The organism is Paenibacillus polysaccharolyticus (assembly GCF_023714295.1).
Lineage (GTDB): Bacteria > Bacillota > Bacilli > Paenibacillales > Paenibacillaceae > Paenibacillus > Paenibacillus polysaccharolyticus_A.
Window position 1 is genome coordinate 167262 of record NZ_JAMAUN010000009.1, and the last position, 16084, is coordinate 183345.

Below are 16084 nucleotides of genomic sequence, written 5' to 3' on the forward strand. Positions count from 1 at the left end.
CAACATAGATCCAGTGGTGTGCCTGTGTTACTGCAGATGACAATGGCTAACCTTGAAGCCACTGGGAATCAGGAGGTTATTTTGATGAGTGTAAATAAACAGATCTTACTGGCGTCCCGTCCTGAAGGGACTCCATCCAAAGAAAATTTTGAATTCGTTGAGGCATCGCTACCTGAACCGGAAGCTGGGCAAGTGCTGGTTCGTACATTATATTTGTCGGTCGACCCGTACATGCGGGGACGAATGAAAGATACGAAATCCTATGCACCGCCGTACGCCCTGAATGAAGTCATTAAGGGAGGAGCGATCGGGCAGGTTGTGGAATCATCCGAGCCAAATTTACGCAAAGGTGATCTGGTGACGGGGATGTGGGGCTGGCAGCAATATGCTGCGGTCAATACGACGGATCTATCGCTGATTGATTCGGACGAGGCTCCAATTACAGCTTATCTCGGTGCATTGGGCCTGACAGGTTTGACCGCGTATTTCGGCATGGAGGATATCGGCAAACCCAAAGATGGAGAGACCGTTGTGGTCTCTGGCGCCGCAGGAGCTGTGGGGATGATCGCAGGTCAGATCGGTAAAATCGTCGGTGCGCGTGTGGTCGGTATCGCAGGTTCTGACGATAAATGTACCTATCTGAAAGAAAAGCTTGGTTTCGACGTTGTGCTTAACTATAAGACGGAGCAAGATATGTCGGCAGCGATTGAAAAGGCTTGTCCTGACGGGGTCGACGTATATTTCGACAATGTTGGCGGCGATATCTCGGATGCCGTATTGCGACATATCAACCGGAATGCGCGTATTCCGTTGTGCGGACAGATATCGTCTTATAATCTGGAGAAACCGGACATCGGCATGCGTCCACAAACGCTGCTGTTAACGAACACGGCGCTGATGAAAGGTTTTCTGCTGGGCGACTATACGAAGTCCTTCAAAGAAGGACGTGCTAAGCTTGCTAAGTGGATTCAGGAAGGCAAGCTGCAGTATGAAGAAAATATTGTGGACGGCTTCGAACGGACGCCGGAAGCTTTCATTGGACTCTTCTCTGGAGATAATCTGGGCAAGCAGCTGGTGAAGGTTGCAGACCCTGAATAGATGGATTGAGCGAGTGAATTTGGGTTGATGGATGAGTACGGTCATTCCAACGATTAAAGCGACTTCCGCATAACAGTTCTGATTAAGTCGTTGCAGCCTGCAAGCAAAAGACACGTTCTTAGCACCTTTTTATGGTGTGTTGAACGTGTCTTTTTAAATTGATGTTGATGTCGATTGATGTTATAGCTAAGTTGATGTGATCAATGTGATTGGTAAATGCTTAATACCTTGATTGTTTAATTTCTTATTGCTCTAGACCTATAAAAATCAGGGTAGTGCCGGGGGATTTTAGCTACCGTTTAGTTCTGAACAGCGAGCACTTCCTTGTAGTGTTTGTACATATATACACGCCAGCGCACAATCATACCGAACGCCAGCAGGAAGAACAGACCGCCTGTTTGCGGAATGCTGACATATCGCTGGATGACTTCATGCAGAATCAGGCGTACAGCCAGAAGTCCTAGCAAAATGAAGGCAAAGCTGCGGGAACGTGTGGCAAAAATCTCTTCTCCTACGCGTTCAAACTTGGTGCTGCGAATGAGAGGATACGAGAAAATAAACCAGCCGACCAGAAGCGCGATGAGCGCCCACAACCATGGAACATGGGTCTCCGGTACAACAAACATAAAAAAGCCTGTGCTCATGCCGAGCGGCGGAATAATAATTTTACGGATGGTGACCGGCCGGTGGCTGGCTTTCATACGAATGAAGATGGCAAGTAAGGCCATGACAAGCATGCCAACAGTCGCCCCGATTTGAAGATAGTACGGAGAGATTTGAGCCACGTAAACGCCCTCTTTCTACAATGATATGTAATCCGTTCAACCGGATAAGATACAAAAAGACCTGATTTTTCAGTTCCTATTATAGCACAAACACAGGAAATCGATAGAATACATATCTTTTAAAAATGCAGGTAATGTTGATCGTTTTTTATTCGGAAAATATGTAGGAAGTGTCTGAAAACTCTGAAGAAAGCTGATTTTGCCGAATGTTCATTCCAAGCAAGGAAGTTTCCCGCATGCGTATCGGGACACGTCAAGGGAAAGTGACGTAGCAGAGGCGGAAAGGGGGAAAGATGCACTTCAGTAGGTTTCAAGACACGCTCTAGTATTGTTCCCGCTGAGTTGTCGTTTATTCGAATAAGAGGAAATTAAGCAGATGTACTAACAGATGTACTAACAAGATGTACTAATGGCTGCACTAAGAAGGGATTACTGCAACATATGGACAGGCGTGGGATGGGGTATCTAAACTTATTAACCTCCTGCTCCTGTTCCTGGGCACAAGCTATGTAGGCTAACGATCACCAGGAAGCTTATTTGCCGCATTTTCTGCTTCTTTTAATTCTAACGATCAGGAGAAACCTTATTTTGTGAATTCTCGGTCTGTTATATGGTTTCTAACCGTTTTTTGAGAAAATAGCATCTCTGGTGATCGTTAGAATTCCAAAAGGCTGTTTATCGGGCATATAAGCTCTCTGGTGATCGTTAGAATTCTGACGGACGTATGGAAGTCTCAATTTGTTGAGAGGAAATTGTAGTAGGCCGGACAGATTCAACGGATGAGGCGACGGAGGTTAGCTTAGTTGTAGGCATGCTTCGCATGAAGAGGGGCACCGCGTGAGCCAGGAGCTACAAGCGGTGCGGGAAACTTAGTTCGTTTGATTAGACAGACTTTGATTACTTGGTGTAGCTCAGCTTCCGAAAGTATCATCCTTCCTTCGGTTGCTTACGAGTGTCTCGGCGGTATTCTCTTGCTTGGATATTTAGGAAACTTAGCTTTGTCCAGAATAGTTTACCTCTTGCTCATAGGAACGATAAGCTATAGATGCTAGCGTATATCCCGATAGAGTTAGCTTCGCCCTTGTTTATATGTCTTCGGACAGGTGGCGCAGCCCGTGAAGAAAAGCGGACACGGTCAGACGCAGGCTGTCGTCCGGACTGAAATCCATGCCGAAGCCACCCTGTGCCTCAATGGAGGCAAAACCATGGCAGAGGCTGCGCAATCCCCGAACAGCATGCAATGCTTGCGCTTCGGTAAGGGGGTAAGGCTGCAAAGTATGCAGCAGCATGTTCAGCAGAGCTGTTTTGCATGCCGCGAGCTGCGGTTCATTCAGGTCGGGTGCATGGTACGAGGCTTCGTAGAGCCCGGGATGCTGGCGAACGAAGCCTATATAAGCAGCGGCGATGGCTTGAATGGCCTCGTCGCCGGTGCGATCCGCCGTAGCCTCGTTTACGGCAAGGCTAAGCTGTTGCACTGACATCAGCGCCAGTTCCTGGCGAAGCCCGGGGAGCCCGCTGATGTGGTTATAGAGCGACGGCGAGCGCACATCCAGCCGCTTCGCCAGAGCGGCCAGGGTCAGCGCCTCAAAGCCGTCGCTGTCCACGATCTGGATCGCAGCGTCAAGCAACGCGCCGCGATCCAGACCTTGCCGGGGGCTCATCGCTGCCCCCCGGCTGGTTGCAGTCGCTGCTGAGCATCAGCGACTGCCGCGCGCATGGCCGCCGCGGGCTGGCGAAGCATTCGTCCGTGGCCAACGGCCAGCACGGACGGCTCCAGCTCCGCCAGGCGCTTCGCGCTGGCTAGTGCCGCTTCGCGATTCCACGTGGCCAGCGCAGGGAACGGGAAGAGCGGGCGAACGCGGCCGGACACGGCGAGGCCTCCGCGCACTTGATACGCATCGCCGGCGATCGACACTCGGCTGCGTGTATCCATGAAGGCCATATGCCCGGGCGTATGGCCTGGAGAAGCAATAGCGACCAGCGATCCAATCTGGTCGCCATCTTCGAGCAGGCGATCCGGCTGCGTACGGATGCCTTTGGGCACACTGCCGCGTACCGGGGTCTGCGGCTCGTGCGGCAACAGCGATGTGTCCCCGGTTAACAGCTTGGCATCTCGGCTGGAGATGCATACCTCAGCATCGGGGAACACATCCTTGAGACCATCAAGCGCCCCAACGTGATCCGCATGGGCATGGGTCAGGATGATGGTGGTGATGGGTTTCCCCAAGGAAGCGGCTGTCTCCAGAATACCTTTGAGACTGAATGGCATGCCTGTATCAATCAGGGTCAGGCCTTGTTCCTCTTCAACAAGATAGACATTTACAGGGAAGAGGCGGGGAAGAAAGGTGACTTGGTGAACATCGAATTCACGGGTGATCCGCATCGGAAATCCTCCTAAAACTAATGATGTTAGTAATATAACTAATGACATTAGTTTATGCAATATAAATTTTCCTCATAACCGGATAAATCCTGAATCAGCTTAAAATCAAACTTTACAAAAAAAGCGTTTTCAAAATGAAGATTAGCGATTATAATAATCACGTAAGCCCTTTCATATGTCTATCTTATTGGAGCCCTTCGCGAAGCGAAAGGCTCACTTTTTTATGCATAGAACGTTTCCATCAACAGTTTTTAATCAGCGTTCGGCAGATTACCAAGAGAGTGTAAGTATTGATATAACAGGGAAATCTACGATCCAATGACGTTCTGGAGCAAGTGTTGACAAACATAACTGTTATTCATATAATGACAGTTATACTTACCTTGGAATGAAGTTCATCGGTGTTGTATGCCGGGAAGGGAGTAAGTTATGAACAGCGAATTTACCATTGCGGTGCATTGTCTTGTTTTTCTATCGATGAGAAGCGAGTGTATGGCCAACAGTGAAGACCTGTCTCAAAGTGTGGGCACACACCCGGCCAGAGTCCGCAAGGTACTAAGTGTTCTGCGTAAACATGGTTACTTGACGACCAAAGAAGGTGCTCATGGGGGATACTTGCTTAGTCGACCAAGTGAAGAGATCAAGCTTGGAGAAGTGTACAGACTAGTTGCTGGAGGTTCGCTCGGGCCAAGCTGGTGCTCAGGAGAATCGGGTTCACCGTGTAAAGTTTCCTCTAATATGCAGGATGTGATGGGGGCTATATACGATGGAGGGGAACAAGCGCTGAGCGCTTATTTCGACCGCATATCGATCCTTGATGTGCAGCAAAGTATTGAGCGTGGAGAAGGGCCTTTTCCGATGGAAGGGGTATCTGCCAAAGGGAAGACCTGAAAGGGTGCTCTCGTCAGAGTCATGGCGTTAAGTACGTGATGATGTGGTCAAACAGTCATGGGAGAGAAGTGTAAGAGATACGTATGCTCCGGTGTAAAAGAGGTTGAAAGTTGAGGTAATTCCGGGCATAACGTGAACACAGATGGGGAGCGTTCGTCTGCGCTGATGTTATTTTCGGAAGGCCTGTGCTTGGGGCGGAATGGCTTTCAAGGCGTGCTTTGCGAACGTAAAAATATAATATTCCAAACAGAACTAAGGAGTGGAACACATGTCCGTTACTGAAAAAAATGAAACACTTAGCGTTATTAGCGAACGCCACGCAGTTAAAAAGTATGAAAAAGGTTTTGTATTGCCGGAGGCTGACCTGAACGCAATCTTGACTGCAGCTTCTGAAGCCCCGTCTTCCTGGAACCTGCAACACTGGAGATTCCTCGTGATTGAATCCGAAGCAGACAAAGCAAAATTGCTCCCGATCGCTTACGGACAAACTCAAGTAGTGGACAGTTCTGTTACGATTGCCGTTCTCGGTGACCTGGAAGCGAACCGCAATACATTCATCTACGATCAAGCTGTTGAAGCTGGCGCATTGCCTGCTGAAGTTCGTGACGCGTTGGTGGGCCAAATTAACGGTGCTTACCAAAGCCCGCAAATCGCTCGTGATGAAGCAATCCGCAACGCTTCTTTTGCTTCCCAAAACATTATGCTGGCAGCACGTTCCCTGGGTTATGACACATGCCCAATGGGCGGATACAACCCACAACAATTGATCGAAGCGTTCAACATCCCTGCACGCTTTGTACCAACTTTGCTGATTACTGTAGGTAAAGCTGCTGAGCCAGCTCGTCCATCAGGTCGCTTCCCATTGTCGGAAGTGGTTGTAAAAGGTTCTTTCTAAGTCTATCTAAACGCGGATTGTAGGTATTAATATTCTAAGCGAGTACATCCTCTTATCGGAGGAAAGTACTCGCTTTTTTGCTATTTTTACAGATCGTCGGTACGGATTAAGGTATGCTGTTGCTCATTGAACGAAAGTGGTAGAGGTGCTCTTTGTTTGACTGGAAATTTTTTTTGCGTAATAAAATAGTATGCGAACCAGCACATATAACCGAGGTGAATGGCAGGTATGGGTATGTTAAGATACAGTTATCCCACGATGTTAAAAAGAAGCAAAAGCTTGTCGTACCGACACAGGTAACTTCCATAATAACCGTACTCATGCCATTTCTAGTAGAGCACCAGTTGATTGTTGTAAATCCGTTTCAGTAGGATGGCTCGCTGAAGGAAGATTTGATCCTACGAAGCTCGGATTTAACCGACCTGGGAAACCAGTTTTACATAGAGGTTTTCCCCAAGTGGTCTGCGTATATTATTCGCGGCGGGGATATTAAAAAAACGACCATTTTGCAAAAGGGATTGGGCAAAATGACGCAGTTCAACGGAAGCGAAAAATTCAAATCCTCAGTCTTAGAATCGCACTGAGGCTGTATACAAAACCCCGCACTTTCTAAAGAAGAAAGATGCGGGGTTTGCCATGTTATGCTTTTACCCTGAGATACCTTTTCTTTTACTTTTCTGGTGTTTCTGGGATTTGCGGTGTAAAGAAGGATTCCATGTGCTGAATGGCATTGTACATCATCACGGCAGCTTCGGCACGAGTAATGGCTTGTTTCGGATGGAACTGTCCTTCTGCATCCAATGTGCTGATCTTCAGCACCAGAGAACGCTGTACGGCACCTTGGTACTCTGGTGTAAGCTCATTCTCGTCCGCAATGTCTACGGGCTGGATTTTAATCATAGGCAGACCTCCTTTGGCCTCAATCGCTTGCATGAGGAACAGGGTGTACTGCTCACGAGTAAGCGGTTTGGATGGATCGATATTTTGCGGAAGCTTGATGCTGTTGTACTGTGCGCGGATGAAAGCATCGCTGTACCAGACACCGTCTTTTACAGCAGAGAAATAATCACTAGGCACAGGCATTTTAATAAAACGAATAGCGTTCAGGTTTAAGTCTAGCCCGTCGACGATCAATTGAACGCCTTGTGCGGTACTTAGCTGTTCTGCTGGCTTGAACAAGTTATCGCTAACCCCTTTGATTAATCCATCCTGATGGAGAGATTCGATTTTGTCTGCACCCGGAATACCTTGAATATCCGTAAATGCGGACGGAGCAGCATGGAGAGGACCCGCGCTTAAGGAGAGCGTAAGCAGGGCTCCTGCCGTAAAGGTTGCTAAAATATTTTTCTTCATTTCAGTGTCGCCTCGCTTTTCCAGGGAATTCATATCCCTTTGTTTTAAAGTGATTTTCCCCTATAGACGACCCTATTGTTCAAAAGGTTGCTTTAATTTTCCACAAATTTATTCTTTGGATCGGTTCCGGTAATCCGTGGCGATCGACCATTATTTTGCTGAAAAGTCGTCAAAATAGCGGGGTACTGAACCCTAGCCTTAGAGCTAATCTGTCTAATGGTCCAGTTGGTATCGTTGTTGTTCTCTTTTTTGTCAATGGTACAAAATTTCGGTAAAAAGCGGAAAAAACGTTTGACACTCATATAGACTGCCTTTATTATACGTATATAACTTACTAAACAGGTAGGAATAATAAAAATGACTGCAAACACTTGAACAGCATAACGTTCTCACCGTATAGACGGAGGAACACCGTAGCGCATTTTACTGATGAAGCATACACGACTTTAGGGGTCGGTATGACTTGATGAAGGGAAGAGTGCGCAGGGGGTTCCTCCGTCTTTTTGTTCTTTTCTGGTGCGTACCGCTGTTCTGCCGACCTGTAGTTGATCATGCAAGTTTATATCGGGGGGAGTGTAAGAGGATGAAAAAGAGAGTTCACAAAGGAATTCTGATGGGGCTGGCATTGGTGTTAACGGGGGTGCTGGCGGCTTGCGGATCAGATAACGGCGGGTCAAGTGCAACGGGTGCAGCAACAGGAACGGGGACAGGTGGGAATAAAGAAGGCAGCAAAGCGGTTGAACTGCTCAATGTCTCCTATGACCCGACAAGGGAACTTTATGAGGAATATAACAAAGCATTTGCCGCCCATTGGCTGAAAGAGAAAGGCCAGGAAGTGACTATCAAACAATCTCACGGAGGTTCGGGTAAACAGAGCCGTTCCGTCATCGACGGATTGGATGCAGATGTGGTGACACTGGCACTGGGCTATGATATCGATGCGATTGAAGATAAAGGCCTGATTCATGAAGGCTGGCAGGACAAATACGAGCACAACAGCTCTCCGTACACGTCCACGATTGTATTTCTGGTGCGTAAAGGCAATCCAAAAGGCATCAAGGATTGGGATGATCTGATCAAGGGAGATACACAGGTTATTACTCCGAATCCGAAGACTTCAGGGGGAGCGCGTTGGAACTATTTAGCGGCATGGGGTTACGCGCTGAAGCATAACAACAACGATGAAGAGAAGGCAAAGCAGTTCGTAGCAGAGTTGTTCAAACATGCCCCTGTACTTGACTCGGGTGCTCGTGGAGCGACAACGACATTTGTGGAACGCGGCATTGGCGATGTGTTGCTGGCTTGGGAGAATGAAGCATTCCTTTCCGTCAAAGAGTTAGGGCCAGACAAATTCGACATCGTCGTGCCTTCTATCAGCATTTTGGCTGAACCTCCTGTAGCGATCGTGGATAAAAATGTAGACAAAAAAGGTACCCGAGATGTCGCGGATGCTTATCTCAAATACCTTTACAGCGAAGAAGGCCAGACGATTGCTGCCGAAAATTACTACCGTCCTACGTTAGATAGCGTAAAGGAAAAATTCAAAGATCAGTTTCCGAAGCTGGAGCTGTTTACGTTAAAAGATGTCTTTGGTACTTGGCGGGATACCCAGGCGAAGCATTTCAAAGATGGTGGCATCTTTGATCAGATCTACGTGCCGGGTAGCTAAGAATAACAGGGCAACAGCATCCGAAGCGAGTAAAAGAAACCAATCAAAGCAAACCAGTCAAAGTAAATCAAACAAAGCATAAATTGCGCTGTACGCAGCCAACCAGCCTGACCGGCTGACGGCAGAGAGGATGAATAGGCATGAGCAAGGTTATCGCGGCCCGGGGTAGGCGGACATTGCCGGGATTCGGATTAACGATGGGGTACAGCGTGCTATACCTGAGTCTGGTCGTGCTGATTCCGCTGACGGCACTGTTATTCAACTCCACGGGATTGACCTGGGCAACGATGGTGGAGGTGGCTACCAATCCAAGGGTGCTGGCTTCGTTCCGGGTCAGCTTCCTGACAGCTGGTGCGGCGGCGCTAATTGATCTATTCCTGGGCCTGCTCCTGGCCTGGGTGCTGGTTCGGTATGAATTCCCTGGTAAGAGATTGTTTGATGCGGTGATTGATCTTCCGTTTGCGCTGCCCACAGCCGTAGCCGGGGTGGCTCTGACAGCGATCTATGCCGGGAATGGATGGATCGGACAATGGGTAGAACCCATGGGTATCAAGCTGGCATACTCTCAAGTGGGAATTACTCTCGCACTTATGTTTATCGGCATCCCTTTTGTCGTGCGTACGGTACAGCCGGTGCTGGAAGAGCTTGAGGCTGAGGTGGAAGAAGCAGCAGCAACGCTGGGTGCAGGGCGATGGCGGATATTCCGGGCCATTTTGCTACCGGATTTAATCCCACCGCTGCTGACGGGGTTTGCGCTAGCTTTTGCGAGGGGCATAGGTGAGTATGGTTCGGTTGTATTTATCTCAGGCAATATGCCGATGAAAACGGAAATCGCGCCGCTACTCATCATGTCCAAGCTGGAGCAGTTTGATTATGCAGGAGCTACAGCCGTAGCCTTGCTGCTCTTATTGATCTCGTTTATCTTGCTACTCATTATCAACTCTCTCCAGCGCTGGAGTCGTAAGGCAGGGAGAGTGTAATTATAGCGGCATGGAATGCCAAAATAAATCAGCCAATAACATACATGTTAACCTCACATTCTGTCCGTGCGGCTTGCCCATTCGTGGCGGCCCGGATGGATTTACATAGCCACAATGTGGCGCACTCACCAATCCGAAGGAGGTGTACGTATGGCGGGTTCTGTTCCCCTTAGCCCTGTTCCACCTGTAAAAACCGGTCGCAGTACAAATCGTGCCACAACAGAAGCAACTTGGGTAAAATGGCTACTTATCGGACTTGCAAGTCTCGTCCTGATCTGGTTGCTGATCCTGCCGCTGGTCATCGTGCTTATGGAAGCGTTGAAGCAAGGCTGGGGGGTCTACATCGCTGCGCTGACGGAACCGGATGCCTGGTCTGCACTGAAGCTGACACTGTTGGTTGCTGCAATAACCGTTCCGCTCAATACGATCTTTGGCGTGGCAGCGGCTTGGGTTATCACCAAGTTCCAATTCAAAGGTAAAGGGCTGCTCATCACACTGATTGATCTTCCCTTTTCCATCTCGCCTGTCGTTGGCGGTCTAATCTTTGTCCTGGTGTTTGGCTCAAACGGATGGTTTGGCCCATGGCTGGCCGAACATGATATTAAGATCATTTTTGCACTGCCGGGTATTGTGATTGCAACGTTATTTATTACCTTTCCTTTTGTGGCGAGAGAGCTGATTCCGCTGATGGAGGATCAAGGTACGCGAGAAGAAGAAGCGGCTGTAACACTTGGAGCCTCCGGGTGGCGCATCTTCTGGAGTGTGACATTGCCTAATATTAAATGGGGACTTCTCTATGGGATTATCCTGTGTAATGCACGTGCTATGGGTGAGTTTGGAGCAGTGTCGGTTGTATCAGGACACATTCGCGGAGAAACCAATACGTTGCCGCTTCACGTCGAGATTTTGTATAACGAATATCAGTTTTCCGCCTCATTTGCCGTTGCTTCGCTACTGTTAATTTTGGCTTTAGCTACGTTGCTGCTCAAGAGCTGGCTTGGTCACAAAGCTGTTGCAGAAAAGGCTTAGCGTGGAGCGAGCGTACAAGAAAACAAGCTATAAAAGAAACCCGCTGTGTGGTATTAAAATATCAATTGACAGCTGCTGGAAGCCCTGATATTGTATAAACCAAGTATATAGGTTGGATAAGGATGAATTATAATTCGACGTTTGAAACACAGGTGCGTACAGGCTTAATAACGGGTGATCACCCGAGAAGAGGAGGCGGCTCAAGTGGCTAAGCCGTTAAAAGTGGATGAGGTATGGTTAAACCGAATTGCCGGGCAGCTGGATGACATGGAATTTGGTTCATTGCATATTGTGGTACATGAGGGACAGATTGTGCAGATGGAGCGTACCGAGCGCAAACGTTTTGAAAATACGTCCTCAGGCAATGCCTCCAAATCCGGGCCTAGAAGTAGCTCCGCCCGTTCCGTTCGTGGATCGAACGCGAGTGCGAAAGGATAATCCCTTTTCATCTTATCCTAAGAGCATTTCATATGAAAATCCTGTGTGTTTCATGGCTGATTTAAAAATAAATAGGCTGTTCCTATCGTCGTGATGACTTAGGGACAGCCATTTTTGTGTGCTTAGATTTGGAGGTTCCGCTTTTTACTTCGAACCTGCGACTAGTCGGACGCCGATCTGCGAGGTGTCACAGGGGAATGGGTATCCTCTACACCAGCTTCATGTACTGGCATAACCATACTGCTTTGGCTGCTGTTTTCATCCATTTCTGCGTGTCCGGCATATGGGCGTTCACTGCGGGAGCGTGATCCGGTTAACCCGAATCCGGAGACAAACAGAATAAGTTGCAGAGCAAGGGCATAAGGGGCCGCTGCAAGTCCGATCAGATGAAGCAAAGAGCAGAGTGCGATGAAGAGGGATAGCCATCTGACCAGCGCTCCTGAAGTGCCGCGCTTTGGGCTGGACCAGAGCAGATAACCGTATAGTATCGTAAGCATGAGGGAGATTGCCTGAAACCATGGCAACAGGTTATCCCAGGAATCTACGGACGTACTAGGGATACGCTCTGTGTAGAACACCTTTCCGATTAAAAGTGCTGTGGCCGTGAGTGCAGCGGGTTCAGCGGCAGGTCTGAGAATCGTCCAGATCGCACGGCCCCAGTGCACCGAATATGTATTTCGGCTGAGTTCATCCGATAGTGCAGTACATTCCCGTTCAAGTGCTTTATGCATCAGGGCAAGCCTGGCAGGATCTTCATTTTTAACACAGTCACGAATCTGTTCCTGAAGCTGCGGGGAGAGACATGAGGCCGTTTTGCAGGCTTGCATGGCTTGTAACAACTCATGATGTTCCTGTACGGAAGCTTCATATTTACGATGTTCCCAAATGGTAAGTAGTCCCAAAAGACCTGTGCTTATGTATAATGTATCTCGTATCCTTCGCATATGCCTTTCATGGCTTCGCCGAATTTCTGTAGCTGACCACAGATAAGCTGCCAGAAGCAAGGCAACAACACCAAGCAATATAAACGTAGCATCGGGATGTGATGACAGGTTATCCAACCAACGTTGAAACACAATAGTTCCTCCTTTACAACCCACCTGACGTATCTAAACACGCTTTTACGCAAGCCTTCTCTCACTATTACACAGGAAGTAGATGAATTCAAGCAGGTAGATCCATTCTTAATTGGAGAATTCCTGGATTTTTGTTAGGATACATCTGTATCAAAGGAAATCATGTTCTGGAGGAAACTAGCATGAAATGGACAGAGAAGGAAAAGGCTCAGCGGGGTTTACTTTACGATAATAATAACGATGAACAGTTGATTCGAGAGCGTACGTATGCGAAGGAAATGTGTTATGACTATAACCAGATTCGCCCAAGTAATCTCAAAGACAGAGAAATACTGATTCGGGAGCTTTTTGCGAAAACCGGAGAGAAATTTTTAATCGAGCAGCCATTTTATTGCGATCAGGGATATAACATTGAAATTGGAGATCATTTTTATTGCAATCATAATACTGTCATGCTGGATGCGGGCAAGATCAGCTTCGGAGATTATGTATTTATCGGGCCGAATTGCGGCTTTTATACACCGGAGCATCCCCTTGACGCGGAACAGCGAAATCAAGGTTTGGAGATTGCCCTACCCATTAAGGTAGGAAACAATGTTTGGATAGGTGGAGGTGTGTCTGTCTTGCCGGGGGTCAACATTGGGGACAACACCGTTATTGGTGCAGGAAGTGTGGTTACAAAATCTGTTCCTGCCGGCGTTGTTGCTGCTGGAAATCCATGCAGGGTGATCAGGGAAATTACCGAGGAAGATCAGGATAAATATCCATGCGTTTGATGCAGGCCGATAAGCGCTGATATAAGATCAGAAAGGGGAGTAACAGATGAACGAGGTGAACATTGAACATGCACCGCCGGCTGCGGTTGAATATTTGGGATTGCGGCAGATTGCGGGGCTGAGTCCGATGAGCCGGGAGGGGGCTGAGATAGGGCTGCCGCGTAGTTTATTTGCGGTGTGTTTGCGAGAATCCGATGTTCTCATTGGGATGGGACGTGTCATTGGGGATGGTGGTTGTTTTTTTCAAGTGGTCGACATTGCAGTGCATCCTGATCTTCAGGGGAAAGGTTATGGCAAACTGATCATGATTGAAATTATGAACTATTTGCGTGAAGCCGTGCCTGCGCGGGGGTTGGTCAGTCTACTGGCTGATGTCCCTGCGGATCGCTTGTATGCTCAATTTGGCTTTGAATATACAAGCCCGAAATCGGAAGGCATGTGGTGGAGACAGGGGGAATAAAGTTCAAACCGGAACCCCACCAATACAGCAGGTTCAACAAAAAAATAGTTACCGCAAACCTTTGGGAAACCAAAGGTTTTTTGCTTTACAACCATATTTTTGCATGATAATGTAAAATAAATACAATTTACGATTTACGAATTACAGAATATAAATCCTGAATTCAAGTTCAACTAAACCAACTAAGTAATACAAATCTAACGAATAATCATTTTGTGACCTATGCCAGCAACTCACAACGAGAATGGAGGAAATATGTTGAACAAAAATCAAAAAATACAGTTCAATCAAATGATCGAGCGATCAATGGAGCAGGCTGCTAAAAATCTTTCAGGCACCAAGGGAGTGGTTTCCGTTCGATTAAGTCAGGAGGAGATTGATGTGATCGACCAAATGGTATTTCTGGAACTCGCCAAAAACCGCTCGGATGCGACAGCGATGCTGATTCGGGAAGGAATTCGCACTCACCAGACGCTGTTTCACGAGTTGCAGGAGTACACCGCAGAACTGGAACAAGTCAAAGCCAAAATGCAACGCAGAATACAGGAATCGGGTCTGGTTGCTCAATTAAAACAAGCGGATGAGCGCGGGGAGATTCCGATTGGAGGCGATGGAAATGAACCGGAAAACAACAAATAAGACTGGCGAAGACGGCTACCTTGCCGTGTTACGAATACCTTCCTTTACAGTGCTGCTGGTAGGCAGGCTTGTCTCAGGTGCAGGTCAGATTTTATTTTCCATGGCTACGATGTGGTACATCTTGCAGTTAACTGAATCTGCGCTTGCTGCGGCACTCATTCCGATGCTTCCCTATTTGATCTATGCTTTTCTGGGTATTCCACTTGCAACGATCAGTGACCGGCTACCAAAGAAACCATTGCTGATCTGGACCGACATATGGAGAGCGGTTATTGCATGTATCTTAGCGATTCTATTTCTGACGGATAGCATGCTTCCGTGGCATATCTATGCAGCCAATCTGCTCATTGCCATCCTCGGTTTCATGTTCAATCCTGCCGCTCAGACGGTCATTCCGGCGATTCTGCCCAAACCGGCAGAGCAACTCGCTCCAGCCAATGCTCTATTGAACTCTTCCTCCAAAACGATAGAGCTGCTCGGTTATGCCTTAGGGGGGATTTTAATTGCCTTCATCTCCGTACAGTCCATCTTGTTCATCTATGCGATCACTTTTCTGTTATCCGCATTCGCTATTGCCTTCATTCGTATCCCTGTGACCAAGGTGGTCAAACAAAAAGGATTTTCAGGTTTTGTCAGAGACAGCATGCAGGGCATCACCTTTTTATTTTCGAACAAAGTTTTGGCTTGCTGTATTATTTTTGGTGCCATTATCAATTTTGCAGGAGCCCCGCTACATATCTTCACGCCGATTTTTGCCAATATGGTGCTTGAAGCCGGGCCACAAGGGTATGGGTTGCTTCAATCTGCTTTTGCCGCTGGCAGTATCGTTGGTTCTTTGCTTAGTGGAAAATATGCCAAACGTCTGTCACTCGCCCAGTGGTTCTTAATCAGTTATCTGATCTCGGGCGCAAGCTTGCTGTTCATGCCGATGTATCCTAACTTGTACTTTGCCATTGCCTGCTCTTTCCTGTTGATGTTGGGGCTTGCTCTTGTAAATGTACCGTTAGTCACTTCCATTCTGTTATCTGCACCGGAAGAAAAAAGAGGACGTGTTATGAATAGTATGGGAGTACTTATGAGTGGTGTTAGTAACCCGCTCGGTTTGTTGCTCGGAGGATGGTTAATTGAAGCCTATAGTCCATCCTGGGTGTACATGGGAATCGGCATATTTGTTATTTTTATGGGCATGGCAAGCCTGTTTGTTAGATCTTTTCGGGAAGATCGAGCAGGACATACCTCACACAGGAAATCGTCTGTTTCGTCTGGGATTTGATGTTAGATTAATCCTTTTTTCAAGGAAAAACCAAAGGTTATTATGACATGTATTACAACTATATATGGGTTTCTTAAATAATTTTTGTAAAAAAATTCAATTAAAAAGAAGGAATTTAAAATTTTATGTAGAATTTGGATTATAAGAGGGGGAGACAAATGGGAGGTAATTTATCATGGAAAACAAGGAAATTTTATCTGTACAGGATTTGATGGCTCTGGAGGTTGAAGAGGATAACAACATGTTCGAGGAAACTAGCTTGTGTACAGTGTGCAGCTGGACAAGCTCACAAACGATCGTTGTAGAGGCTTAGAACTCTTCATCGTCTCGAACCACTGA

Annotated in this window: 17 protein-coding genes; 12 read left to right on the forward strand and 5 right to left on the reverse strand. The window is 47.5% G+C overall.

The window, feature by feature from the left end; translation table 11 throughout:
• The first annotated feature begins 84 nt into the window (after nt 1–84).
• Nucleotides 85–1098, forward strand: a complete 1014-nt coding sequence (locus M3629_RS20355) for an NADP-dependent oxidoreductase (protein ID WP_251509793.1) — start codon at nt 85–87, stop codon at nt 1096–1098.
• A 299-nt stretch (nt 1099–1397) separates the two neighbouring features.
• Here the strand turns inward: M3629_RS20355 and M3629_RS20360 are convergent, their stop codons facing one another.
• The 3 genes from M3629_RS20360 to M3629_RS20370 form a co-directional block, all read right to left on the reverse strand.
• Complete coding sequence (locus M3629_RS20360; protein ID WP_186811773.1) at nt 1398–1883, reverse strand: CcdC family protein; 486 nt, start codon at nt 1881–1883, stop codon at nt 1398–1400.
• Nucleotides 1884–2968: 1085 nt separating this feature from the next.
• Entirely contained in the window at nt 2969–3544 is a 576-nt protein-coding gene (locus M3629_RS20365; RefSeq protein WP_251509794.1) for a TetR/AcrR family transcriptional regulator, read from the reverse strand.
• Nucleotides 3541–4266 carry an MBL fold metallo-hydrolase gene (locus tag M3629_RS20370; protein ID WP_251509795.1) on the reverse strand — a complete coding sequence of 242 codons (726 nt, stop codon included), beginning with the start codon at nt 4264–4266 and terminating at the stop codon, nt 3541–3543. The genes M3629_RS20365 and M3629_RS20370 overlap by 4 nt, the downstream gene beginning before the upstream one ends.
• A 429-nt stretch (nt 4267–4695) precedes the next feature.
• On the opposite strand from M3629_RS20370, the gene M3629_RS20375 reads away from it, so the two are divergent.
• Together M3629_RS20375 and M3629_RS20380 are read left to right on the forward strand one after the other, a co-directional pair.
• Nucleotides 4696–5157 carry an RrF2 family transcriptional regulator gene (locus M3629_RS20375; RefSeq protein WP_251509796.1) on the forward strand — a complete coding sequence of 154 codons (462 nt, stop codon included), beginning with the start codon at nt 4696–4698 and terminating at the stop codon, nt 5155–5157.
• A 268-nt stretch (nt 5158–5425) separates the two neighbouring features.
• A complete protein-coding gene (locus M3629_RS20380) occupies nt 5426–6052 on the forward strand; it encodes a nitroreductase family protein (RefSeq protein ID WP_090918698.1) in 627 nt (208 codons plus the stop codon).
• Between the two features lie 669 nt (nt 6053–6721).
• Here the strand turns inward: M3629_RS20380 and M3629_RS20385 are convergent.
• Nucleotides 6722–7405 (reverse strand): S-layer homology domain-containing protein, encoded by a 684-nt coding sequence (locus tag M3629_RS20385; protein ID WP_251509797.1) that lies wholly within the window; start codon nt 7403–7405, stop codon nt 6722–6724.
• Between the two features lie 583 nt (nt 7406–7988).
• Here M3629_RS20385 and M3629_RS20390 point away from each other — a divergent pair.
• The 4 genes from M3629_RS20390 (at nt 7989) to M3629_RS20405 (ending at nt 11521) form a co-directional block, all read left to right on the forward strand.
• Nucleotides 7989–9074 carry a sulfate ABC transporter substrate-binding protein gene (locus tag M3629_RS20390; protein WP_251509798.1) on the forward strand — a complete coding sequence of 362 codons (1086 nt, stop codon included), beginning with the start codon at nt 7989–7991 and terminating at the stop codon, nt 9072–9074.
• A 140-nt stretch (nt 9075–9214) separates the two neighbouring features.
• Nucleotides 9215–10054, forward strand: a complete 840-nt coding sequence (cysT, locus tag M3629_RS20395; RefSeq protein ID WP_251509799.1) for a sulfate ABC transporter permease subunit CysT — start codon at nt 9215–9217, stop codon at nt 10052–10054.
• A gap of 150 nt (nt 10055–10204) precedes the next feature.
• Nucleotides 10205–11083, forward strand: coding sequence for a sulfate ABC transporter permease subunit CysW (gene cysW / locus M3629_RS20400; RefSeq protein WP_251509800.1), 879 nt, complete (start codon nt 10205–10207; stop codon nt 11081–11083).
• Nucleotides 11084–11287: 204 nt separating this feature from the next.
• Entirely contained in the window at nt 11288–11521 is a 234-nt protein-coding gene (locus tag M3629_RS20405) for a YezD family protein (RefSeq protein ID WP_251509801.1), read from the forward strand.
• A gap of 161 nt (nt 11522–11682) precedes the next feature.
• Here the strand turns inward: M3629_RS20405 and M3629_RS20410 are convergent, their stop codons facing one another.
• On the reverse strand, nt 11683–12597 hold the full coding sequence (locus M3629_RS20410) for a hypothetical protein (RefSeq protein WP_251509802.1): 915 nt from the start codon (nt 12595–12597) through the stop codon (nt 11683–11685).
• Nucleotides 12598–12779: 182 nt separating this feature from the next.
• Between M3629_RS20410 and M3629_RS20415 the strand changes: the two genes are divergently transcribed.
• From M3629_RS20415 to M3629_RS20435, 5 genes are all read left to right on the forward strand, one after another.
• Nucleotides 12780–13373, forward strand: a complete 594-nt coding sequence (locus M3629_RS20415) for a sugar O-acetyltransferase (RefSeq protein WP_251509803.1) — start codon at nt 12780–12782, stop codon at nt 13371–13373.
• A gap of 46 nt (nt 13374–13419) precedes the next feature.
• Nucleotides 13420–13833 carry a GNAT family N-acetyltransferase gene (locus M3629_RS20420; RefSeq protein ID WP_251509804.1) on the forward strand — a complete coding sequence of 138 codons (414 nt, stop codon included), beginning with the start codon at nt 13420–13422 and terminating at the stop codon, nt 13831–13833.
• Nucleotides 13834–14088: 255 nt separating this feature from the next.
• Entirely contained in the window at nt 14089–14472 is a 384-nt protein-coding gene (locus M3629_RS20425) for a ribbon-helix-helix domain-containing protein (RefSeq protein ID WP_251509805.1), read from the forward strand.
• The gene (locus M3629_RS20430) at nt 14450–15745 is read left to right on the forward strand and encodes an MFS transporter (protein ID WP_251509806.1); all 1296 of its coding nucleotides are present in this window, start codon (nt 14450–14452) and stop codon (nt 15743–15745) included. Before M3629_RS20425 ends, M3629_RS20430 begins: the two co-directional genes overlap by 23 nt.
• Before the next feature lie 175 nt (nt 15746–15920).
• On the forward strand, nt 15921–16058 hold the full coding sequence (locus tag M3629_RS20435; RefSeq protein WP_161556981.1) for a hypothetical protein: 138 nt from the start codon (nt 15921–15923) through the stop codon (nt 16056–16058).
• The last annotated feature ends 26 nt before the right edge of the window (nt 16059–16084 follow it).